21 protein-coding genes are annotated in these 20643 nt (G+C 73.6%); 11 read left to right on the top strand and 10 right to left on the bottom strand.

Going from position 1 to position 20643, the window contains the following annotated elements:
* Positions 1 to 113 precede the first annotated feature (113 nt).
* A complete protein-coding gene (locus HL663_RS17655; RefSeq protein WP_286175762.1) occupies positions 114 to 1802 on the bottom strand; it encodes a DUF885 domain-containing protein in 1689 nt (562 codons plus the stop codon).
* Positions 1803 to 1866: 64 nt separating this feature from the next.
* Here HL663_RS17655 and HL663_RS17650 point away from each other — a divergent pair, with 64 nt between their 5' ends.
* Positions 1867 to 2529 carry an MOSC domain-containing protein gene (locus HL663_RS17650; protein ID WP_286175761.1) on the top strand — a complete coding sequence of 221 codons (663 nt, stop codon included), beginning with the start codon at positions 1867 to 1869 and terminating at the stop codon, positions 2527 to 2529.
* Positions 2530 to 2779: 250 nt separating this feature from the next.
* Here the strand turns inward: HL663_RS17650 and HL663_RS17645 are convergent, their stop codons facing one another.
* The 3 genes from HL663_RS17645 to HL663_RS17635 all read right to left on the bottom strand — a co-directional run bounded on the left by HL663_RS17645 (position 2780) and on the right by HL663_RS17635 (position 5782).
* Complete coding sequence (locus HL663_RS17645; protein WP_173029567.1) at positions 2780 to 3706, bottom strand: putative endonuclease domain-containing protein; 927 nt, start codon at positions 3704 to 3706, stop codon at positions 2780 to 2782.
* Positions 3707 to 3911: 205 nt separating this feature from the next.
* On the bottom strand, positions 3912 to 4154 hold the full coding sequence (locus HL663_RS17640) for an acyl-CoA carboxylase epsilon subunit (RefSeq protein WP_173029565.1): 243 nt from the start codon (positions 4152 to 4154) through the stop codon (positions 3912 to 3914).
* Positions 4154 to 5782 (bottom strand): acyl-CoA carboxylase subunit beta, encoded by a 1629-nt coding sequence (locus HL663_RS17635; protein ID WP_216842620.1) that lies wholly within the window; start codon positions 5780 to 5782, stop codon positions 4154 to 4156. The genes HL663_RS17640 and HL663_RS17635 overlap by 1 nt, the downstream gene beginning before the upstream one ends.
* Before the next feature lie 23 nt (positions 5783 to 5805).
* Between HL663_RS17635 and HL663_RS17630 the strand changes: the two genes are divergently transcribed.
* The 4 genes from HL663_RS17630 to HL663_RS17615 are packed head-to-tail and all read left to right on the top strand — an operon-like array spanning position 5806 to position 9381.
* Positions 5806 to 6576, top strand: coding sequence for a biotin--[acetyl-CoA-carboxylase] ligase (locus tag HL663_RS17630; RefSeq protein ID WP_286175760.1), 771 nt, complete (start codon positions 5806 to 5808; stop codon positions 6574 to 6576).
* 14 nt (positions 6577 to 6590) lie between these two features.
* Positions 6591 to 7697 carry an adenylate/guanylate cyclase domain-containing protein gene (locus HL663_RS17625; RefSeq protein ID WP_173029564.1) on the top strand — a complete coding sequence of 369 codons (1107 nt, stop codon included), beginning with the start codon at positions 6591 to 6593 and terminating at the stop codon, positions 7695 to 7697.
* A 13-nt stretch (positions 7698 to 7710) separates the two neighbouring features.
* Entirely contained in the window at positions 7711 to 8391 is a 681-nt protein-coding gene (locus HL663_RS17620; RefSeq protein WP_173029563.1) for a response regulator transcription factor, read from the top strand.
* 6 nt (positions 8392 to 8397) lie between these two features.
* A complete protein-coding gene (locus HL663_RS17615; RefSeq protein WP_286175759.1) occupies positions 8398 to 9381 on the top strand; it encodes a sensor histidine kinase in 984 nt (327 codons plus the stop codon).
* 12 nt (positions 9382 to 9393) lie between these two features.
* On the opposite strand, the gene HL663_RS17610 is transcribed toward HL663_RS17615, so the two are convergent.
* Positions 9394 to 9870, bottom strand: coding sequence for a GtrA family protein (locus HL663_RS17610; RefSeq protein WP_286175758.1), 477 nt, complete (start codon positions 9868 to 9870; stop codon positions 9394 to 9396).
* Between the two features lie 40 nt (positions 9871 to 9910).
* Between HL663_RS17610 and HL663_RS17605 the strand changes: the two genes are divergently transcribed.
* Entirely contained in the window at positions 9911 to 11095 is a 1185-nt protein-coding gene (locus tag HL663_RS17605) for a 5-(carboxyamino)imidazole ribonucleotide synthase (RefSeq protein WP_173029562.1), read from the top strand.
* Positions 11092 to 11628 (top strand): 5-(carboxyamino)imidazole ribonucleotide mutase, encoded by a 537-nt coding sequence (gene purE / locus HL663_RS17600; RefSeq protein WP_173029561.1) that lies wholly within the window; start codon positions 11092 to 11094, stop codon positions 11626 to 11628. The genes HL663_RS17605 and purE overlap by 4 nt, the downstream gene beginning before the upstream one ends.
* Positions 11629 to 11639: 11 nt before the next feature.
* On the opposite strand, the gene HL663_RS17595 is transcribed toward purE, so the two are convergent.
* Positions 11640 to 12095, bottom strand: coding sequence for a CoA-binding protein (locus HL663_RS17595; protein ID WP_173029560.1), 456 nt, complete (start codon positions 12093 to 12095; stop codon positions 11640 to 11642).
* A 61-nt stretch (positions 12096 to 12156) separates the two neighbouring features.
* On the bottom strand, positions 12157 to 13326 hold the full coding sequence (locus HL663_RS17590) for a nucleotide sugar dehydrogenase (protein ID WP_286175757.1): 1170 nt from the start codon (positions 13324 to 13326) through the stop codon (positions 12157 to 12159).
* 70 nt (positions 13327 to 13396) lie between these two features.
* Here HL663_RS17590 and HL663_RS17585 point away from each other — a divergent pair, with 70 nt between their 5' ends.
* Together HL663_RS17585 and HL663_RS17580 are read left to right on the top strand one after the other, a co-directional pair.
* Positions 13397 to 14458: an LLM class F420-dependent oxidoreductase gene (locus tag HL663_RS17585; protein ID WP_173029558.1), complete on the top strand. Its 1062-nt coding sequence runs from the start codon at positions 13397 to 13399 to the stop codon at positions 14456 to 14458.
* A 19-nt stretch (positions 14459 to 14477) separates the two neighbouring features.
* Positions 14478 to 15002, top strand: coding sequence for a putative immunity protein (locus tag HL663_RS17580; protein ID WP_173029557.1), 525 nt, complete (start codon positions 14478 to 14480; stop codon positions 15000 to 15002).
* A gap of 109 nt (positions 15003 to 15111) precedes the next feature.
* Here the strand turns inward: HL663_RS17580 and HL663_RS17575 are convergent, their stop codons facing one another.
* Together HL663_RS17575 and HL663_RS17570 are read right to left on the bottom strand one after the other, a co-directional pair.
* Positions 15112 to 15672 carry an NYN domain-containing protein gene (locus tag HL663_RS17575; RefSeq protein ID WP_173029556.1) on the bottom strand — a complete coding sequence of 187 codons (561 nt, stop codon included), beginning with the start codon at positions 15670 to 15672 and terminating at the stop codon, positions 15112 to 15114.
* Positions 15673 to 15751: 79 nt separating this feature from the next.
* Complete coding sequence (locus HL663_RS17570) at positions 15752 to 16459, bottom strand: TetR family transcriptional regulator (RefSeq protein WP_173029555.1); 708 nt, start codon at positions 16457 to 16459, stop codon at positions 15752 to 15754.
* Between the two features lie 92 nt (positions 16460 to 16551).
* Between HL663_RS17570 and HL663_RS17565 the strand changes: the two genes are divergently transcribed.
* Entirely contained in the window at positions 16552 to 17715 is a 1164-nt protein-coding gene (locus HL663_RS17565) for an acyl-CoA dehydrogenase family protein (protein ID WP_173029554.1), read from the top strand.
* A gap of 12 nt (positions 17716 to 17727) precedes the next feature.
* Here HL663_RS17565 and HL663_RS17560 read toward each other — a convergent pair whose 3' ends face one another.
* Entirely contained in the window at positions 17728 to 19122 is a 1395-nt protein-coding gene (locus HL663_RS17560) for a PAS domain-containing sensor histidine kinase (RefSeq protein ID WP_173029553.1), read from the bottom strand.
* A 275-nt stretch (positions 19123 to 19397) separates the two neighbouring features.
* Between HL663_RS17560 and HL663_RS17555 the strand changes: the two genes are divergently transcribed.
* Positions 19398 to 20636: an EAL and HDOD domain-containing protein gene (locus HL663_RS17555; protein ID WP_173029552.1), complete on the top strand. Its 1239-nt coding sequence runs from the start codon at positions 19398 to 19400 to the stop codon at positions 20634 to 20636.
* Positions 20637 to 20643 lie beyond the last annotated feature (7 nt).

Genomic DNA, 20643 nt, shown 5'->3' with positions numbered 1-20643 from the left:
CGACCCGGCCGTCGGCCCCACCCCCCGGTGGTCGACCAGCGTAGGGGACGCGGGGGCACCGGTGTCCACCCCTGGGGCCGCCCGGTTTCGGGGCACGGCCCCCGGGGGCGGCGTCAGGCGCCGACGACGGCGGTGCGCAGGACGTCGAGCCCGACCGACCCGACGTCGAGGGCGCGGCGGTGGAAGTCCTTGAGCGAGAACGCGTCCCCTTCGCGGGCGGCGACCTCGTCGCGCATCTGGAGCCACAGGCGCTCGCCGACCTTGTAGCTCGGGGCCTGGCCCGGCCAGCCGAGGTAGCGGTCGAGCTCGAAGCGCAGCGACGCCTCGTCGTTCCGGGCGTGGCGGCTGAGCATCGTCCAGGCCTTCTCGTACGTCCAGGCGCCGCCGCCGACCTCGGCCGGGGCGTCGAAGCCGCAGTGCACCCCGATGTCGATGACGACCCGGACCGCCCGCAGCGACTGGGCGTCGAGCATCCCGAGGTACATCCCCGGGTCCTCGAGGTACCCGAGCTCGGCCATGAGGCGCTCGGCGTACAGGGCCCAGCCCTCGCCGTGGCCGCTGACCCAGCACATCATCCGGCGCCACTTGTTGAGCAGCTCGCGGCGGTACACCGTCTGCGCGACCTGGAGGTGGTGCCCCGGGACGCCCTCGTGGTAGACGGTCGTCAGCTCCTTCCAGGTGCCGAACTCGGTGACGCCCTTCGGCACCGACCACCACATCCGGCCGGGGCGCGCGAAGTCGTCGCTCGGGCCGGTGTAGTAGATGCCGCCGGTCTGCGTCGGGGCGATGCGGCACTCGATGGTGCGCACCGGCTCCGGGATGTCGAAGTGCGTGCCGGCCAGGGCCCCGATCGCCTCGTCGGCGCGCACCTGCATCCACGCCTGGAGCGCGTCCGTGCCGTGCAGGCGGTAGGTCTCGTCACGGTCGAGGTGCGCGACCGCGTCGTCGACGGTCCCGCCGGGGACGATGCGGCGCGCCGTGCGCTCCATGTCGGCGGTGATGCGGGCGAGCTCCTCCTGGCCCCAGGCGTAGGTCTCCTCGAGGTCGACGCTCGCCCCGAGGAAGGAGCGCGAGGCGAGGGCGTAGCGGTCGCGGCCCGCGGCGTCGGACTCGGGGGCGCGGTCGAGCAGGTACGTCGCGAGGTCCTCGCCGGCGCGACGGTAGGCGGCGGCCGCCCCCTCGACGGCGCGGCGCAGGTCGGCGGCGACGGCGTCGTCGAGCGGCTGGTCCCCGACCCGGGCGCTCGCGAGGAAGGTCGCGAAGTAGCCGTCCGGTGCCACGAGGTCCTCGCACTGGCGGATGCACGCCTCGACCTGGCGGCGCGGCGTCACGAGGCCGCGGTCGGCCGACTCGCGCAGCGTCCCGGTGTACTGCTCGAGCGCGCGCGGGACCTGGGCGACGCGGGCGGCCATCGTGGCCCAGTCGTCGCGGGTGTCGGTCGCCATGAGGTCGAGGACGTCGCGCACGCCCTGCAGCGGCGAGGCGATGACGTCGAGCTGCATCCGGTCCAGGCCCGCCTCGTGCGTCTCGAGCGCGAGGCCGAGGCGCTCGCGCATCGCGGCGACGGTGACCCGGTCGACGTCGTCGACGGGCTCGGTAACCTCCAGCCGGGCGAGGGTGGAGCGGGCGAGGTCGGCGTGCGCCGCGTAGCCCTCCGGGGAGAGGTCGTCGAGCTCGTGCTCGTGCCCGGGGACGCCGAGGTAGGTGGCCTCCATCGGGCTGAGGGCGACGGCGGCGTCGAAGTGCGCGTCGGCGACGGCGTCGACGGCGGTGGGGGTGCGGACGGTGGTGGGCTCGCTCACCCGCGGGACGCTACCCGAGGCGACCGGCTCCGGCCCCTCGGTTTCCCGGCCTAGGCTCGGGGCCGTGACAGCACGCATCCGCTCGGTCAACGTCGGCGCCTCCCGGGACGGCGTGGGGAGCCGGGGCCGGGCCAGCGCCATCGACAAGCAGCCGGTCGCCTCGGTCGAGGTTCGCGACCCCGGGCCGAAGCGCGGCGGGCTGGGTAGCGGTGTCGTCGGCGACGACGTCGTGTCGCGCCGGCACCACGGCGGGTCCTCGCAGGCGGTCTACGCGGTGGCCCGCGAGGAGCTCGACCACTGGGGCGGCGTGCTCGAGCGCGTGCTGCCCGACGGGCAGTTCGGCGAGAACCTCACGACGCAGGGTCTCGACGTCGACGGCGCGGTCGTCGGGGAGCGCTGGCGGGTCGGGTCGGCGCTGCTCGAGGTGACCGGGCCGCGCATCCCGTGCGCCACGTTCGGGGCGTGGATGGGCGAGCGCGGCTGGGTGCGGCGCTTCACCGAGCGCGGCCGGACCGGTGCCTACCTCGCGGTGGTCGAGCCGGGGACGGTGTCGACCGGCGACGTCGTCGAGGTGCTCGAGCGGCCGGCGCACGGCATCGTCGTCCCGCGGGTGTTCCGGGCGCTGTGCGGCGACCTCGAGGCCGCCGACGAGGTGCTCGGGGCGCGGGTGCTCGACGCGCAGCACCACGCCGAGCTCGAGCGCTCGGTCGCCCGCCGCACCCCCTGACGCACTGCCCGTCCTCCGCGGACGTCGGTGACGGCGGCATGTGCATCAATCGTCGAAAGTGTCGATCGGTGCACGCCCGCCTCCTCCCGGGTGGGCAGAAATCGTCGAAAGTGTCGATTGGTGCACGCCCGCCTCGCCCTGGGCGTGCATCAATCGTCGAAAGTGTCGATCGGTGCACGCCCGCCTCCTCCCGGGTGGGCAGAAATCGTCGAAAGTGTCGATCGGTGCACGGCGACCCACCCGGCAGCGGTCACGCGGCGATCCGCGCGACGCGGAAGTACTGGCGCCAGGCGTCGTCAGGCCGTGGGGGGACGGGGACGCCGAGGGCTCTCAGCTCGGAGTGCAGCCGGTCGACGAGGTCCTCGGTAGCGGAGAACAGCTCGTCCGGGGTGACGACGACGAACGTCCAGCGTTCCTGCGCGGCCAGGCCCTCACGCCGGGACGAGTCCCGCACCCGCTGGGCCGGCTCCTCGTGCCAGCGCCCGTCGTACTCGATCGCGGCCCGCTGCTCCTCGTACGCGAGCTCGATGCGGTAGCGGATCGAGCCGTCGTCGCGGTACACCGTGACGTTGATCCGAGGCTCCGGCAGCCCCGAGAGCACCATGAGCAGCCGCAACGTCGTCTCGGGCGACGAGTCCACCCCGTCACGGACGAGGCGGGCGGCCTCGATGGCCTCGGCGCGGTGCTGCCCCACCCATCCTTCGGCGGAGGCGCAGAGATCATGCGGCGTGATGTGCCCGCGGCGGACGAGGCTGTCCCCGAGCGCCACGAGGTCGACCAGCCCCAGGAACGCAGCGAGGAGGCAGAACGTGGCGGCGGGTGTCGTCACGGGAAGGCCGTGGCGTCGGGCGGTGGCCAGTCGATGGATGTAGCAGTGGGGCTTGACGCCGCGCAGCCGCCAGCGGACGCGCCGTGAGAACGACACGTGGACGGAGTCGTTCTCCGGCACGCGTCCACCCCAGAGTCGCGCGGCCGTCCAGTGGCTCAGGACAGCCCCGTCGGGCGCGACGAGGAGGGCCGCTCGGGAGCGGACGACCACGGTGTCCGGGACCCGCGCGTCGATGAACACCGCGCGCACGACCGGCCGATAGCGCCCACCGTGGAGAGCTCGTCGTGAGATGCCCATGGCGGCGGCGTCCGTCGCGAGGAACGGGCTCCGGGGGTCATCGGCGTCCATCGGCCGAGCCTGTCATCCGGCGGAGCGCGAAAACGGTCGTCCACAGGCCGGATCGCTCGCCCGACGGCAGCGGTGTGCATCAATCGACACTTTCGTCAGTTTGTGCACGGTCCGGGGGTCGGGGGGTGTGCATCAATCGACACATTCGTCAGTTCGGGCACGCCGCTTGCCGTGGGTCCCGCACGTTCGCGAGGGGGCGGGTGGGTCAGCGGCGGAAGGCCGTGTGCCAGGCGCCGGGGCCGTGGCCGACCGGCCGGCGCACGGCGGCGTCGTGCGCGGCCCAGGTCGAGGTGCGCCCGGTCGGCGCCGGCTGCTCGCCCGCGCCGGCCGCCGCGAGCACGGCGACGACCGCCGCGACGTCCTCGGCGGTCGCGGGGCCGTGGACGACGATCGCCGGCGGCGCGTCGGCGGCCTGCGCGGTCTCGGGGCTCGAGGGGGAGGCAGCCATCACAGGGGGATGTTCCCGTGCTTCTTCGGCGGCAGCGTCTCGCGCTTGGTGCGCAGCGCCCGCAGCGCCTTCGTGACGTTCATCCGCGTGTTCGACGGGGTGATGACGGTGTCGACGTACCCGCGCTCGGCGGCGACGTAGGGGTTGGCCAGCGCGTCCTCGTACTGCTTGATGAACGTGGCGCGCGCCTCCTCGACCGACTCGCCCTTCTCGGCGGCCTTCGCGAGCTCCTTGCGGTAGAGGATGTTCACCGCGCCCTGCGCGCCCATGACGGCGATCTGCGCGGTCGGCCACGCGAGGTTGATGTCGGCCCCGAGGTGCTTGGACCCCATGACGTCGTACGCGCCGCCGTACGCCTTGCGGGTGATGACGGTGACGAGCGGGACGGTGGCCTCGGCGTAGGCGTAGATGAGCTTGGCGCCGCGGCGGATGATGCCGTCCCACTCCTGGTCGGTGCCGGGGAGGAAGCCGGGCACGTCGACGAGGGTCAGCACGGGCACGTTGAAGGCGTCGCAGGTGCGCACGAAGCGCGCGGCCTTCTCGGAGGCGTCGATGTCGAGGGTGCCGGCGAACTGCATCGGGTTGTTCGCGACGACACCGACCGAGCGGCCCTCGACCCGGCCGAACCCGGTGATGATGTTCGGCGCGAACAGCGGTGAGACCTCGAGGAACTCGCCGTCGTCGAGGATCTTCTCGATGACCTGGTGCATGTCGTAGGGGACGTTCGGGCTGTCCGGGACGATCGTGTCGAGGAAGCGGTCGTCGTCGGTGACCTCGAGGTCGAGCTCGTCGCCGAAGACCGGCGGGTCCTCCATGTTGTTGCTCGGCAGGTACGACAGGAGCGCCTTGACGTACTCGACGGCGTCCTCCTCGTCGGTGCCCATGTAGTGCGCCACACCGGACTTCGTGTTGTGGGTGCGCGCGCCGCCGAGCTCCTCGAAGCCGACGTCCTCGCCGGTGACGGTCTTGATGACGTCGGGGCCGGTGATGAACATGTGCGAGGTCTGGTCGACCATCACGGTGAAGTCGGTGACCGCGGGGGAGTAGACGGCCCCGCCGGCGCACGGGCCCATGACGAGCGAGATCTGCGGGACGACCCCCGACGCGTGGACGTTGCGGCGGAAGATCTCGCCGTACAGGCCGAGGGAGACGACGCCCTCCTGGATGCGCGCGCCGCCCGAGTCGTTGAGCCCGACCACGGGGCAGCCGACCTTCATCGCGAAGTCCATGACCTTGCAGATCTTCTCGCCGAAGACCTCGCCGAGCGAGCCGCCGAACACCGTGAAGTCCTGCGCGAAGACCGCGACCGTGCGGCCGTCGACCGTGCCGTAGCCGGTGACGACGCCGTCGCCGTAGGGCCGGTTCCTGTCCTGGCCGAAGGAGACCGAGCGGTGGCGCGCGTACTTGTCCATCTCGACGAACGAACCCTCGTCGAGGAGCATCTCGAGGCGCTCGCGGGCGGTCTTCTTGCCGCGCGCGTGCTGCTTCTCGACCGCGCGCTCGGACCCCGCACCCGCGACCTCGGCGACCCGCCGCTTGAGGTCGGCCAGCTTCCCCGCGGTCGTCGTGGTGTCGATGTCGGTCGGGACGTCAGTACCGCCCATGGAGTGGTGGTCGCTCTTCGACATGACCCGAGCCTAGCCTTGGCGCCGTGAGCGAGAACCCCCTGAACGCGGCGCTGGACGCGGCGTCCGTCACACCCGGCGACCCGTGGCTGCCCGTCGAGGTCCGCGAGCGCGTCGGGTCGACGAACGACGAGGTCCGGGCCGACCCCCGGCCGTGGCGCGTGCTCGTCGCCGAGGTGCAGGAGAGCGGCCGCGGACGGCTCGGCCGGGCCTGGACGACGACCCCGGGCACGGCGCTCGCGGTGTCGGTCTGCGTCCCCGTGCCCGTGTCGGGCGCCGGATGGGTGCCGCTGCTCGCCGGGCTCGCGCTGCACCGCGCCGTCGCCGAGGTGGCCGGGGTCACGACGAGCCTCAAGTGGCCCAACGACGTCCTCGTCCCCGGCGACGACGACCGCAAGCTCGCCGGTCTCCTCTGCGAGTGGGTGCCGCCGGCCGGCGTCGTCGTCGGCTGCGGCGTCAACGTCGACACGGCCCGCGAGGAGCTGCCGCTCGACACCGCGACCTCCCTGCGTGCCGCCGGGGCGCCCGGGGTCGACCGTGCCGCCCTGCTCACCGCCTACCTGCGCCACCTCGCCGCCGTGCTGCGCGAGGACACCGGGCCCGCCGGCGCCTCCGTCGCCGCCTACCGCGACGCGTGCGGCACCGTCGGGCGCGACGTCGAGGTCCACCAGCCGGACGGGGCGGTCCGGCGGGGCAGGGCGACAGGCGTCGACGCGGAGGGCAGACTGGCCGTGCGCACCGAGGCCGGGACGACCACCGTCTCGGCCGGCGACGTCGTCCACGTCCGGTCGCGCTGACCGAGGGAGGTGGGATGACGCACGAGCCGCCGGGGGAGGAGACCGTCCTCCCCGTCCCGCCGCCGGAGCCGGCCGCCGACGACCTCGCCGAGCGCGTCGAGCGCTCGCTGCTCGGCCGGTCCGCGTCGATGGCCCGGGCCGAGGTCAGCGCCGCCGCCGGGGTCGACCCCGCGGAGGCGCGCCGCTTCTGGCACGCGATGGGCTTCCAGGTCGTCGAGGACGACGAGGCGATGTTCACCGAGGCCGACCGGGCCGCGCTGCGCCGGGTCAGCGACCTCGTCCAGAGCGGGGCCGTCAGCGAGGAGCTCGCGCTCGGGATGACCCGCGCCTTCGCGCGCACCGCCGACCGGCTCGCGGTGTGGCAGACCCAGCTCGTCGCCGAGTCGTTCACCCCCGAGGTGTCGGACCAGCTGGAGGGCAAGGACACCCGCTCGGTCCCCGAGCCGCGCATCGCCGCCGACGCGGCGAACCTGCTCTCGCGCACCATCGACGACATCGAGCCGCTGCTCGTCTACGTCTGGCGCCGGCACCTGACCAACGCCATCCAGCGCATGCTCGCCGACGCCGACCCCGCGGTGCGCTCCGACCCCTCGGCGCCCGTGCGGGCCGTCGGGTTCGCCGACCTCGTGTCGTTCACGTCCTTCGTGCGCCGGATGAGCGAGCGACAGCTGGCCCGCCTCGTGCAGCACTTCGAGCTGCTGGCCAGCGACGTCGTCGCCGAGCACGGCGGGCGCGTCATCAAGACCGTGGGCGACGAGGTCCTGTTCGTGCACACCGACATCGCCGCCGCCTCCGCCATCGCCCTCGACCTCGTCGACGCGATGGCCGGTGACGAGCTGCTGCCCCCGGTGCGGGTCGGGATGGCCCACGGCCGGGTCGTGTCGCGGCTCGGCGACGTCTTCGGGGTGACGGTCAACAAGGCGAGCCGGATCACCGCGGTCACGCCGTCCGGGACGGTGTTCGTCGACGAGGACATGGCCCGTGCGCTGGGCTCCGTGTCGGGCTTCACCGCCGTCGAGCGGCGGCGGCGGATGCTGCGCGGCATCGGCGTCGTGACCCTCCACGAGCTGCAGCGCGCGCCGGGCGGTCGGCGCCCTGCCGTGCCGAACGGCTCTGCGTGACTACGATCCCCCCATGACGAAGGTGTTGCTCGCCGAGGACGACCCGGCCATCTCCGACCCGCTCGCCCGCGCCCTGCGGCGCGAGGGCTACGACGTCGAGGTGTGCTCCGACGGCGAGTCGGCCCTGGCGGCGGCCCTGCGCCAGCCCGACCTCGTCGTGCTCGACCTCGGCCTGCCGAAGATGGACGGCCTCGAGGTCTGCCGCCGGCTGCGCCAGGAGGGCAGCGGCGTCCCCGTGCTCATCCTCACCGCGCGCGCCGACGAGGTCGACACCGTCGTCGGGCTCGACGCCGGAGCCGACGACTACGTGACCAAGCCGTTCCGGCTCGCCGAGCTCCTGGCCCGCGCCCGGGCGCTGCTGCGCCGCGGCGTCGTCGAGGCCACCGAGGACGAGGGCCAGCAGCTCATCGACATCGACCCCGACGGCCGCCGGGTGTTCCTGCGCGGCGAGGAGGTGCAGCTGACCGGCAAGGAGTTCGAGCTGCTGCGGGTCCTCGTCGCCAACGAGGGCAAGGTCGTCTCCCGCGAGAAGCTCATGCGCGACGTCTGGGACAGCGCCTGGTACGGCTCGACGAAGACCCTCGACATGCACATCTCGGTGCTGCGCCGCAAGCTCGGCGACGACGCCGCGAGCCCGCGCTACATCACGACGATCCGTGGCCTCGGCTTCCGGTTCGACTCCCCGGAGGACTGACGCCGCGTGCGCCGCATCGCGCTGACCGTCGTCCTCCAGGCGTTCGGGCTGACGACCGTCGCGGCCGTCGCGGCGGTCGCCGGGGTCGCCGCCGAGGGCGTGCCCACGACCGACGACCCGGGGTCGTGGGTCGCGCCGGGCCTCACCGTCCTCGCCGCGCTCGCCGTGGCGGTGCTCGGCGCGATGTGGCTCGCCGAGCGCAGCGCCGCGCGGGTCTCGACGCTGCTCGAGACGCTGAGACAGCGGGTCGACCGGCTCAACGCCGGTGACCGCCCGGTGCCGCTGGACTCCGGCATCGTCGAGGTCGACAAGCTCGACGCCGCGCTCGTCCGGGGCGCCGCACAGGGCGCCCGCCGCCTGGCCTCCGAGCGGGACTTCGCGGCCGACGCGTCGCACCAGCTGCGCACGCCGCTGACCGCGCTGCTCATGCGCCTCGAGGAGATCAACCTCACCGACGACCTGACCGTCGTCGCGGAGGAGTCGACGATCGCCATCGGGCAGGTCGAGCGGCTGAGCAAGGTCGTCGACGACCTCATGACGCGTACCCGCCACGGCGCCGAGGTCAACCCGTCGGTGTCGCTCGACTCCGTGCTCGCCTCGCTCCAGCGCGAGTGGCAGCCGGCCTTCGCGCAGGCGCGGCGCAGCATCAAGGTCAGCGGGGAGCGCGGGCTCGTCGTGCGCGCGACGCCGGTGTCGCTCGGGCAGATCCTCACGACCCTGCTCGAGAACTCGCTGGCCTACGGGCGCGGGACGGTCGAGGTCAACGCCCGGCGCGCCGGGCCGTCGGTCGTCATCGAGGTGAGCGACCAGGGCGACGGCGTGCCGCCGTCGATGGCGCCGCACATCTTCGAGCGGTCCGTGTCGTCGTCGGGGTCCGGGCTCGGGCTGTCGCTGGCGCGCGACCTCGCCGAGGGCGCCGGGGGCCGGCTCGAGCTGGCCCGGGCCACTCCGCCGGTGTTCGCGCTGTTCCTGTCGCTCAGCACCGACTGAACGGCGGGGGCCTCAGATCGGCTCGTGCGAGAACACGAGCCGGCGGTAGGCCCAGAACCGGAAGAGCGTGCCGAGACCGATGCCGACGATCGTCGCGACGTTGTCGGCCAGGCGCGAGGTGAAGCCCAGGCCGTAGTGCGACACGGCCAGCACGACGGCCGAGATGCCGAGCGCGACGAGGTTGACCCCGAAGAAGAGGATCACCTCGTGGTGGACCGGCCGGCTGCGTCGGTGCCGGAAGGTCCACTGCCGGTTGCCGATCCACGCGACGAGCGTGGCGACCGCGCCGGAGATGATCTTCGCCGTCGTGATCTTGTCGGCGAGCACCGTGTGCCACAGGAGGTTGGCCCCGCCGAGGTCGATGACGAAGGCGATGGCCCCCACCACGCCGAACTTGATCATCTCGCGGTAGAGGACGTCGACCGCGCCGCGCGCCGAGGCGACGACACGGGAGACGGGGCCTCGCGAGGGGGCGTCCTGGGCAGTCACCCGTGCAGCCTACTGAGTGCGGGTCGCTATCCTCGTCCGGGTGACCACCCCACGTCGTGCCCCCGGAGGGTTCCCCGTCGTCGGCATCGTCGGGGGTGGTCAGCTGGCACGGATGTGCGCCGGCCCCGCCGCCGAGCTGGGGGTCACCCTCAGCGTGCTGGCCGAGGCCGAGGACGCCAGCGCGGCCCTCGTCGTCCCGAGCTCGCCGGTCGGCCACCACACCGACGCCGAGGCCGTCCTCGCCTTCGCGCAGGCCTGCGACGTCGTGACCTTCGACCACGAGCACGTCCCGCCGGAGGTGCTCGAGCAGCTCGTCGCGACCGGCGTGCCCGTGCACCCGACGCCCGACGCGCTGCGCTTCGCCCAGGACAAGCTCGCGATGCGCGAGCGGCTGACCGCGCTCGGGGTGCCCTGCCCGCGCTGGGCGCGCGCCGACACCGCGGCCGACGTCGAGGCCTTCGCCGCCGAGGTCGGGTGGCCGCTGGTCGCCAAGACCCCGCGCGGCGGCTACGACGGCAAGGGCGTGGCGGTCGTGTCGTCGGCGGACGAGCTGCGGGACTGGCTGGCGCGGGCGCAGGAGGCCGGCACCGGGCTGCTCCTCGAGGAGAAGGTGCCCTTCCGCCGCGAGCTGGCCGTCCTGCTGGCCCGCAGCCCGTCCGGGCAGGCGGCCGCGTGGCCCGTCGTCGAGACCGTCCAGACCGACGGCATCTGCACCGAGGTGCTCGCGCCCGCGCCGACGCTCGACGCCGACCTCTCGGCCCGCGCCGTCGAGGCCGGGCTGCGGGTGGCCGGCGAGCTCGGCGTGACGGGCGTGCTCGCCGTCGAGCTGTTCGAGGTGGAGGGTGAGGGCGGCGAGCCCGGCTTCGTCGTCAACGAGCTCGCGATGCGCCCGCACAACTCCGGGCACTGGTCGATGGACGGCGCCGTCACCGGGCAGTTCGAGCAGCACCTGCGGGCCGTGCTCGACCTGCCGCTCGGCTCGCCCCGGCCGCGGGCGCCGTGGACCGTCATGGCCAACGTCCTCGGCGGCGACTACCCCGAGCTCTACCCCGCCTACCGGCACGTCATGGCCCGCGACCCCGAGGCCAAGGTCCACCTCTACGGCAAGGGCGTGCGCCCGGGCCGCAAGATCGGGCACGTCAACGTCTCCGGCGACGACCTCGCCGACCTGCGCGAGCGGGCCGGCCACGCCGCCGACTACCTCCAGGGAGTGGTCACCGAATGAGCACCACGCAGGACGCGCCCACCGGGGCGCCGGTCGTCGGCGTCGTCATGGGCTCGGACTCCGACTGGCCCGTCATGGAGGCCGCCGTCGCCGCGCTCGAGGAGTTCGGGGTGGCGTGCGAGGTCGACGTGGTCTCGGCGCACCGGATGCCCGAGGAGATGCTCGAGTACGGCCGCTCCGCCGAGGAGCGTGGCCTGCGGGTCCTCGTCGCGGGGGCCGGCGGCGCCGCGCACCTGCCCGGGATGCTCGCGTCGGTCACGTCGCTGCCCGTCATCGGCGTGCCCGTGCCCCTCAAGTACCTCGACGGGATGGACTCGCTGCTCTCCATCGTCCAGATGCCCGCCGGGGTGCCCGTCGCGACCGTGTCGGTCGGCGGCGCCCGCAACGCCGGGCTGCTCGCGGCCCGCATCCTCGGGGCCGGCGAGGGCGCCGAGGCGCAGCGGCTGCGCGCGGCGATGGGGGAGTTCCGCGCCGCGCTGCGCGACCAGGCACACGCCAAGGGCGCGGCCCTGCGCGAGCGCCGGCAGGGCTGACGCCGCGCGCGTCAGCGCTGCATGCCGTCCCGGCGGACCTTCGGCCACTCGATCTTCGGGCAGGTGTCCATGACGACGCCGAGCCCGGCGCGGCGGGCCCGCTCGGCCGCGGCCGTGTCGACGACGCCGACCTGCATCCAGATCGCGTCGAGCTGCAGGCGGTCCTTGTGCTCGATGGCCTGGTCCACGACGGCGCCGACCCGCGAGGAGTTGACGAAGCAGTCGACGACCTTGAGGTCCTGGTCCGGGATGTCGGCCAGGCTCGCGTAGCCCCGGGCGCCGTGCACCGTCTCGGCCTTGGGGTGCACCGGGATGATCGGCGTCCCGAGCTCGACGGTCATCCACCGCGAGACCGACCACGCGGCCCGGGCCGGGTTGTCCGAGAGCCCCACGACGACCCAGATGCCGGGGTCCATGAGCAGCTCGCGGATCAGGTCGGGGTCGTTCTGGTGCCTCAGTGCGCCCATCCGCCCATCATGCTCCGGGCGCGGCGCCGACGGGGGGCGCCGCGCGGGCGGGTCGTGCGGGTCAGTCGTTGCCGAAGAGGTCGCGCGTGTAGACGCGGTCGGCGACGTCGGCCAGCTCGTCGACGAGGCGGTTGGCGACGATGACGTCCGAGCGCTCCTTGAGCTCCTCGAGCGAGACGATCGGCGAGCCGTAGAAGGCGTCCTCGTGCAGCTCGGGCTCGTGGACGATGACCTCGACGCCCTTGGCCTTGAGCCGCTTCATGACGCCCTGGACGCTGCTGCTGCGGAAGTTGTCGGACCCGGACTTCATGATGAGCCGGTGGATGCCGACGACCTTCGGGCGGCGGGCGAGGATGTCGGTCGCCACGAAGTCCTTGCGGGTCGTGTTGGCGTCGACGATCGCCTGGATGAGCGTCTGCGGCACGTCCGCGTAGTTCGCGAGCAGCTGCTTGGTGTCCTTGGGGAGGCAGTAGCCGCCGTAGCCGAAGCTCGGGTTGTTGTAGTGCGTCCCGATCCGCGGGTCGAGGCCGACGCCGTCGATGATCTGGCGGGTGTCGAGCCCGTGGGTGGCCGCGTAGGTGTCGAGCTCGTTGAAGTAGGCGACGCGCATCGCGAGGTAGGTGTTGGCGAAGAGCTTGATCGCCTCGGCCTCGGTGCTGTCGGTGAGCAGCACCGGCACGTCGGGGTCGAGCGAGGCCTCGGCGAGCAGCCGCGCGAAGAGCTCGCCGCGCTCGCTGCGGTCGCCGACGACGATGCGCGAGGGGTGGAGGTTGTCGTGCAGGGCCTTGCCCTCGCGGAGGAACTCGGGGCTGAAGACGATCTGGTCGGTGCCGAGCCGCTCGCGCAGGCCGCGGGTGAAGCCGACGGGGACGGTCGACTTGACGACGGCCGTGGCCTCCGGCGCGATGCGCCGCACGTCGCCGACGACCTGCTCGACGCTGCTCGTGTCGAAGTAGTTCGTGCGCTCGTCGTAGTTCGTGGGGGTGGCCACGACGACGAACTCGGCGCCCCGGTAGGCCTCCTCCTTGTCCGTGGTCACGGTGAGGTTCAGCCCGCCGGCGGCGAGGTGGCTCTCGATGTCGGGGTCCGAGATGGGGCTGCGCCCCGCGCGCAGCGCCTCCACCCGGGACTCGTCGATGTCGAACGCGACGACCTCGTGGTGGCGCGCGAGGAGGACGGCGAGCGAGAGGCCGACGTAGGAGGTGCCGACGACGCAGATCCGGTGGGTCACGGCCGACAGCCTACGGGCGCTGCGGACTGGGGCATGATCGAGGTCCACGACACCTCGAGGAGACCCCACGATGAAGTTCGGACTGTTCGTCCCGCAGGGCTGGCGCCACGACCTCGTCGGCATCGACCCGTCCCAGCACTGGGGGGTGATGGCCGGCCTCGCCCGCCGGGCCGACGGCATCGAGGACTGGACCTCGATCTGGGTCTACGACCACTTCCACCCGGTGCCGCGGCCCACGGAGGCCGGCGTGCACGAGGCGTGGACGCTCATGGCGGCCTTCGCCGGGGTCACCGGCCGGGTGCGCCTGGGCCAGATGTGCACCTGCCTGGGCTACCGCGAGCCGACCTACCTCGCGAAGGTCGCGGCCACCGTCGACGCCGTGTCCGAGGGCCGGGTCGAGATGGGCATCGGCGCGGGCTGGTACGAGCACGAGTGGCGCGCCTACGGCTACGGCTTCCCGGGCGCGGGGGAGCGGCTGGCCCGCCTGCGCGAGGGCGTCGAGATCATGCGCCAGATGTGGACCACCGGCCGGGCGTCGCTCGACGGCGACCACTACCAGGTCGACGGCGCGATGTGCTTCCCGCAGCCGCTGCAGGGCACGTCGATGCCGGGCTCGCGCGCGAACGGCATCCCGATGTGGGTCGCCGGCGGCGGGGAGCGCAAGACGCTGCGCATCGCGGCCGAGTACGCCGACTACACGAACTTCGACGGCTCGCCCGAGGGCTTCAGCGCCAAGAGCGCGATCCTCGAGCAGCACTGCCGCGACATCGGCCGTGACTTCGGCGAGATCGTCCGCAGCGCCAACTACAACGTCGTCATCGGGCGCGACGAGCGCGAGGTGCAGGAGCGCCTCGCGTGGATCCGCGACCACTACGAGTCCGCCGGGCTGCCGGCCGACGTCGTCGAGGACACCGTCCGCTCCTTCGAGACCGGGCCGCTCGTCGGCACCCCGGAGCAGGTCGTCGAGAAGCTGAAGGACCTGCAGTCGCGCGGGATGACGTACGCCATCACCTACTTCGTCGAGCAGGCCTACGACCTCTCCGGCGTCGAGCTGTTCGAGCGCGAGGTCATGCCCGAGCTGGTCGACCGCGAGCACCACGGTCACCTCTGGCACCTGCTGCGCGGCGAGTGACGCCGGGCGGCCGGCGCCGGTGATCCTGCCGCCGCAGCGCGACCCACGGCTGACGACGGTCCGCCGCGGGGGCACGCTCACCGACGCCGACCACCGGCTGCTGGCCCTGTGGGCGGCGGCCTGCGCCGAGCACGTCCTGCCGCTCGTCGAGGCCGAGCGGCCCGACGACCACCGCCCGCGGGCCGCCCTCGAGGCGGTCCGCGGCTGGGTGCGGGGCGAGGTCGGGATGATGGCCTCGCGTGCGGCCGGCGGTCACGCGATGGGCGCCGCGCGGGACCTGCGCGGCGCGCCCCGGTGGGCGGCCTACGCCTGCGGGCAGGCCGCCTGCGTCGCGCACGTGGCGGCGCACGACCTCGGTGCGGCCGCGTACGCGCTCAAGGCGGTCCGGGCCGCGGCCGGGCCGCAGGGGTCGCAGGCCGCGGAGGCCGCCGGGCGGGCCGAGTGCGCCTGGCAGCGCGCGCGGCTGCCCGAGGCCGTCCGCGAGCTCGTCCTCGCCGACCAGGAGCGCCGCAACCCGCTCTGCTGGGACCTCTTCCACACCTGACCCGCGCCCACGAACCAGCGCGGACGAACCCGACTGGTTGCGAGCTCCGCCGCTCGCCGCGCCGTCCGACGGCGTGTCGGGCGGCAGAACTGGCAATAAGTCGGGTCGGTCAGAGGAAGAACAGCGGGTCGAACTCGTCGATCGGGATGATCCGCACGCGCGGCAGCGGCTCCTTGAAGGCCCGGACGTCGTGCTCGAGGTCGAGCGCCTCGAGGCCGCGGCCGGTCAGCGCGTTGAAGGCCTGGTTGCGGAACTCGTCGAAGCCCGCGACCGCGACCTTGCGCCCGTCGAGGAGGCCCTCGACCTGCGGCAGGAAGTCGCCGTCGTTGCTCACGAGCATGACGTCGGCCGAGCGCGCCTGCAGGGCCTCGAGGGTGCGCTGGATGGCGACGTCGACGACCTTGACGCCGGGGTCGCCCGACAGCGGCACCGGGCGGTAGCCGATGGCCAGCAGGGCCTGGACGAACGACATCGGCAGCTCGGAGTTGGCCGCGAGGAAGAACAGGCCGCGGACCTCCTGCTGCCAGTGCTCCTCGGCGAACTTGAGCACCCGCTCCCAGCGCGGGCGCTCCTCGGGGCGGGGCCGTCGGGCCAGGATCGCGTTGCCCAGGGTGGCGTCGATGTTCTCGCCGTCCACCAGCACGTAGGTCAGCCGGCCGCTCTCGTCCATGAGGGCAGGCTAGGGGTCGCCGGCGTTCGCGTCGCCCCCGGGGGCCGTGGAGACGCGACCGGGTGGTCCGGCGCCGGCCTCAGGCGGTGCTGCCCGGCGCGTGCGCGGCGCCCGGCTCGGCGGCGGCGGCGCGCAGGGCGGGCAGGAGCTCGTCGACGGGTCGGGTCGAGCGCACGACGACGATCGCCGTCTCCTGCACCGGCGCCAGGTCGGTGGGAGCAGAGGGGGTGGCCCAGAGGGCGACCTCGGCCATCGCCCGACCGAGCTCGGCGCGCGCGGCGTCGGCCTCCGTGTGGCCGCGCAGCCACCGGCGCAGGACGTGGTTGTGGGCGGTGACGACGGCGCCGGCGAGGAGCTCGGCGCGCAGGTCCGAGGCCTCGCTCTCGCCGGTCAGGTCGCGCAGGAAGACCCGGAAGGCGCGGTGGTAGGGGAGCTGGCTGGCGGCCTCGCGGTCGCGCAGGGCGGCGACCTGCCGGGTGATGCGGTAGCGCAGCCGGGCGCGGTCGCCCTCGGCGAGGTAGTGCTCGAGCACGAGGCCGGCGGCGTCCGACGCGGCCGCCAGGGCCGGGGCGTCGGACGACGCCGCGAGGCGCTCCTGCACCTGCGCGACGAGCGCCTCGTGGTCGGGGAAGATCACGTCCTCCTTGGCGCTGAAGGCGCGGAAGAAGGTCGTGCGGCCGACCCCGGCCCGCGCGACGACGTCGTCGACCGTCGTCTCGTGGAAGCCGCGCTCGGCGAAGAGCGCGAACGCGGCGTCGGTCAGCCGCTCGCGGGGGGTGGACGTCACACCGCCCACGATAGACGCCGGAGGCGGTACTGAGTATCGTGAGGTGGAACTCAGTACCACTGCGGCCGCGGCCGCCGACGGAAGAGGCACCCATGAGCGGCAACCCCGACTTCGACACCTACCGGCTCTCGGAGGACCACGAGGCCATCCGGGAGGCGGTGCGCGCCGTCGCCGAGGACAAGATCGCGCCGTTCGCGGCCGCCGTCGACGAGGAGTCGCGCTACCCGCAGGAGGCGCACGACGCGCTCGTCGCCTCGGACTTCTTCGCGCCGCACGTGGCCGAGGAGTACGGCGGCGTCGGCGCCGACGCCCTCGCCACCTGCCTCGTCATCGAGGAGGTCGCCCGCGCGTGCGCGTCGTCCTCGCTCATCCCCGCGGTCAACAAGCTCGGCTCGATGCCGCTGGTCCTCGCGGCGGACGACGACGTCAAGAAGCGCTACCTCACCCCGCTCGCCGCCGGGGAGTCGACGTTCTCCTACGGCCTCTCGGAGCGCGAGGCGGGCTCGGACACTGCCGCCATGAAGTGCAAGGCCGTGCGCGACGGTGACGACTGGGTGCTGACCGGGCAGAAGTCGTGGATCACCAACGCCGGTGTCTCCGAGTACTACACGGTCCTGGCCGTCACCGACCCCGACGGCCCCCGTGGCAACAACATCACGGCGTTCGTCGTCGAGAAGTCGGACGAGGGGTTCTCCTTCGGCGAGAAGGAGCGCAAGCTCGGCATCAAGGGCAGCCCGACGCGCGAGCTGCACTTCGACCGCTGCCGCATCCCCGGCGACCGCGTCGTCGGCGAGGTGGGGGCGGGGCTGAAGATCGCGCTCGCGACGCTCGACCACACCCGCGTGACGATCGGCGCGCAGGCCGTCGGCATCGCGCAGGGCGCGCTCGACCACGCCGTCGCGTACGTCAAGGAGCGCCGGCAGTTCGGCAAGAGGGTCGCCGAGTTCCAGGGCGTGCAGTTCATGCTCGCCGACATGGCGATGCAGCTCGAGGCCGCGCGCCAGCTCGTGTACGTGGCGGCGGCCAAGTCCGAGCGCGGCGACGCCGACCTCCCGTTCTTCGGCGCCGCCGCCAAGGCGTACGCCTCGGACGTCGCGATGCAGGTGACGACGGACGCCGTCCAGCTGCTCGGCGGGGCCGGCTACACCCGCGACTTCCCGCTCGAGCGGATGATGCGCGACGCGAAGATCACCCAGATCTACGAAGGCACCAACCAGGTCCAGCGGATCGTCATGGCGCGCCAGCTCCTGCGCTGACGCCCGCGGAGGTCAGCGGGGTGCGGGCGGGTCCGATGGCGGGTCGAGCGGCACGCTGAGCGTCACGGTGGTCCCGCCGTCGGGCGGGCTGTCGACGGTCAGGGTGCCGCCCATGCCCTCGGCCCGGGAGTACATCGAGGTCATCCCGAGGTGGCCGGGCTCCGAGCTGGGGTGGGCGCCACCGACCCCGTCGTCGGCGACCGTGAGGACGACCGCGTCGCCCTCGTGCGCCAGCCGCACGACGACGTGCTCGGCCCGGGCGTGCCGGCGGGCGTTGACGAGGGCCTCGCGGGCGATGCGGAACGCCCCGTTCTCCGCGTCCGGCCGCAGGGGCAGGCGAGCGGGCCCGGCGACCTCCACCTCGGTGCCCGACCCCGCGAAGACGCCCTGGGCGAGCGCCCGGAGCCCGTCGGCGAGGCCGTGCCCCAGGACGGGTGGGCTGAGGACGACGACGAGGTCGCGCAGCCGCTCGACGGTCTGGCGCAGGAGCTCGATCACGTGCTCCAACGGCTCGGAGAACGCCGGCGGCAGCTGCGGCTCGAGACCGTCGAGGCGCAGCATCGCGGCGACGATGAGCTGGAGCGGCGCGTCGTGCACGGCCTCGGCGAGCAGGGTGCGCTCCCGGGTCTCGATGCGGTCCTCGGCCTCGCGCCGCCGGTGCTCGGCGTCGCGCTGCTCGGTGATGTCCTCCACGAAGCCGCGGTAGCTCGTCACCTCGCCGGTGGGCGAGCGCCGGGGGGTGAGCGTCGACCGGACCCACACGGGGGTGCCGTCGCGGCGGCGCATCTGGGCCTCGATCATGCGGGGCCGGCCGTCGGACTCGCTCTGCAGTCCGCGCGCGCGGTCCTCGGGGTCGACGTACAGCTCGTTCGCGGAGGACACGCTCGCCATCAGCTGGTTCGCGTCGTCGTACCCGAGCATCGTCGCCAGCGCCTCGTTGACGACGATGAGGGCCCCGTCCGGGGTCGTCTCCTTCCACCCGTCCGCCATCGAGTCCAGGACGTCGCGGTAGCGCCGCTCGGCGTTGCGCGCCCGCTCGAGCGCGTGCCGGAGCCGGTTCGGCTCGTCCTCGACGCGGCCCAGGCCGCCCTCGTCGACGAGCACGGTGACCGAGTCGGGGCCGGGGAAGATCCGTCGCCGGAGCCACCGGCCGACCCGTGGCGAGAACTCCTCGAGCTCCTGCACCTCACCCGACTCCATCGCGAGCGTGAGGTGCCGCTCGATCTCGGTGCCGCGCGCGTACGGGAAGAGGTCGTAGAAGTTGCGCCCCACGGCCTCCTCGAAACGCAGGCCGACCGTGCGCTGCAGCGCGTCGTTGACGAAGAGGATCGTGCCGTCGGGAGCCATCGAGAAGACCCCGCCCGCGAGGTTGTCCAGCGCCTGGATGGCCGAGGCGCCTCGCTGCACGGGCTCGTGCATTGTCTGGGACACGTGGTCTCCCCCCACGGATGTTCCGGTGCTGCGTTCCGCGACAGCCTAGGGCGAGAGCGGCGTGCGCGACCAGAGGGCGGGGCGGGTCGTCCCGACGACCTCGTGCGGGCACGCGGTGCACGCACGTCCGGCAGATGTCCATGGGGACAGGGGTTGGTGACCGATCGGCCAGTTCCGCCGCCGTCGTGCACGTCGACGCCCCCGTCCGGGGCACGATCAGGGTCGGGGGTGACACGAGTGGAGGATCGAACGTGGCTGCAGGGAAGCCGATGACGTCGACGGCTGCCCCGGCGGTGGCCGTGGGCCGTCAACCCATCGTCGACCGCACCGGCGCGGTGGTGGGCTACGAGCTGCTGTACCGGGCCGCCCGGGCGGACGCCCCGCTGCCGTCGGGCGAGCAGATGACCGCCGACGTGGTGCTGGGGGCGCTCACCATCGGGGTGGGCCAGCTCGTCGGCGACAAGGTGATCTTCTGCAACGCGGAGCGGGGCGTGCTCACGGGCGAGACCCCGGTGAGCCTCCCGCCCGCGCGCACGGTCATCGAGGTGCTGGAGACCGTGGCCGTCGACGACGAGTCGGTGCGTGGGTGCCGCGACCTCGTCGGGCGCGGCTACCAGCTCGCCCTCGACGACTTCGTGTGGGTCGACGGCGCCGAGCGGCTGCTGGAGCTCGCCACCATCGTCAAGCTCGACGTGCTGGCCCTCGGCCGGGAGGGCTCGCTCGCGCTGGCCGCCCGGTGCCGGCCCTACGGCGTCCGCCTCCTCGCCGAGAAGCTCGAGACGCTCGACGACCTCGACTGGGCGATGCAGGCCGGGTTCGAGCTGTTCCAGGGCTACGCCATCGAGAAGCCGCGCGTCGTGCGCGGGCAGGCGATCCCCGCGGCCGCGCTGGCCCACACGCAGCTCGCGACGACCCTGCTCACGGAGGACGTCGACTTCGACGCGCTGGAGTCGATCCTGCGCCGCGAGCCCGGGCTGGTGCTCCAGGTGCTCCAGCTCGCGTCGGTCGGGGCCCACCACGGGCTGCGCCGGGAGGTGCGCAGCATCCGTGACGCGCTCGTCATCCTGGGTACGGGCCGCATCCGCCAGTGGGTGGCGCTGACCCTCCTCTCCGGTCGGCCGGGGTCGGGCGCCGACGGGCTGGCGACCGCGCTGGTCCGGGCCCGCACCTGCGAGCTGCTCGCCGCCGAGCGCTCCGTCTGCGACCCGGACTTCGCCTTCACCGTCGGCCTGCTGTCGACCCTCGACCTGCTGCTCGGCCTCCCGCTCGAGGACGTGTCGGGGATGCTCGACGTCCCGCCGGCGGTGGCCGACGCCGCCTTCCGCCGGTCCACCGCCGCCGGCGAGCTGGTCACCGAGGTCGAGGCCTTCCAGCACGGCGTCGTCGAGGGACTCCCGGCGGCCACCGCCGTGGACCTCGACGCCGCCGCCGCCCGCGCGTTCGCCTGGGCGATGCCCTACGTCAACGGGATGTCCGGCTCCGTGGCCTGAGCCCGCC

This window comes from Arthrobacter sp. NEB 688 (genome assembly GCF_013201035.1).
GTDB lineage: Bacteria > Actinomycetota > Actinomycetes > Actinomycetales > Dermatophilaceae > Phycicoccus.
This window is presented reverse-complemented; position numbering and strand designations above follow the sequence as displayed.

Excerpts from the sequence above, each read along its gene's own strand:
- HL663_RS17635 (WP_216842620.1), bottom strand. The coding sequence starts at position 5,782 with ATGTCGAAGAGCGACCACCACTCCATGGGCGGTACTGACGTCCCGACC.
- HL663_RS17585 (WP_173029558.1), top strand. The coding sequence starts at position 13,397 with ATGAAGTTCGGACTGTTCGTCCCGCAGGGCTGGCGCCACGACCTCGTC.
- HL663_RS17645 (WP_173029567.1), bottom strand. The coding sequence starts at position 3,706 with ATGGACGCCGATGACCCCCGGAGCCCGTTCCTCGCGACGGACGCCGCC.
- HL663_RS17620 (WP_173029563.1), top strand. The coding sequence starts at position 7,711 with ATGACGAAGGTGTTGCTCGCCGAGGACGACCCGGCCATCTCCGACCCG.
- HL663_RS17565 (WP_173029554.1), top strand. The coding sequence starts at position 16,552 with ATGAGCGGCAACCCCGACTTCGACACCTACCGGCTCTCGGAGGACCAC.
- HL663_RS17625 (WP_173029564.1), top strand. The coding sequence starts at position 6,591 with ATGACGCACGAGCCGCCGGGGGAGGAGACCGTCCTCCCCGTCCCGCCG.
- HL663_RS17640 (WP_173029565.1), bottom strand. The coding sequence starts at position 4,154 with ATGGCTGCCTCCCCCTCGAGCCCCGAGACCGCGCAGGCCGCCGACGCG.
- purE (WP_173029561.1), top strand. The coding sequence starts at position 11,092 with ATGAGCACCACGCAGGACGCGCCCACCGGGGCGCCGGTCGTCGGCGTC.
- HL663_RS17595 (WP_173029560.1), bottom strand. The coding sequence starts at position 12,095 with ATGGGCGCACTGAGGCACCAGAACGACCCCGACCTGATCCGCGAGCTG.
- HL663_RS17575 (WP_173029556.1), bottom strand. The coding sequence starts at position 15,672 with ATGGACGAGAGCGGCCGGCTGACCTACGTGCTGGTGGACGGCGAGAAC.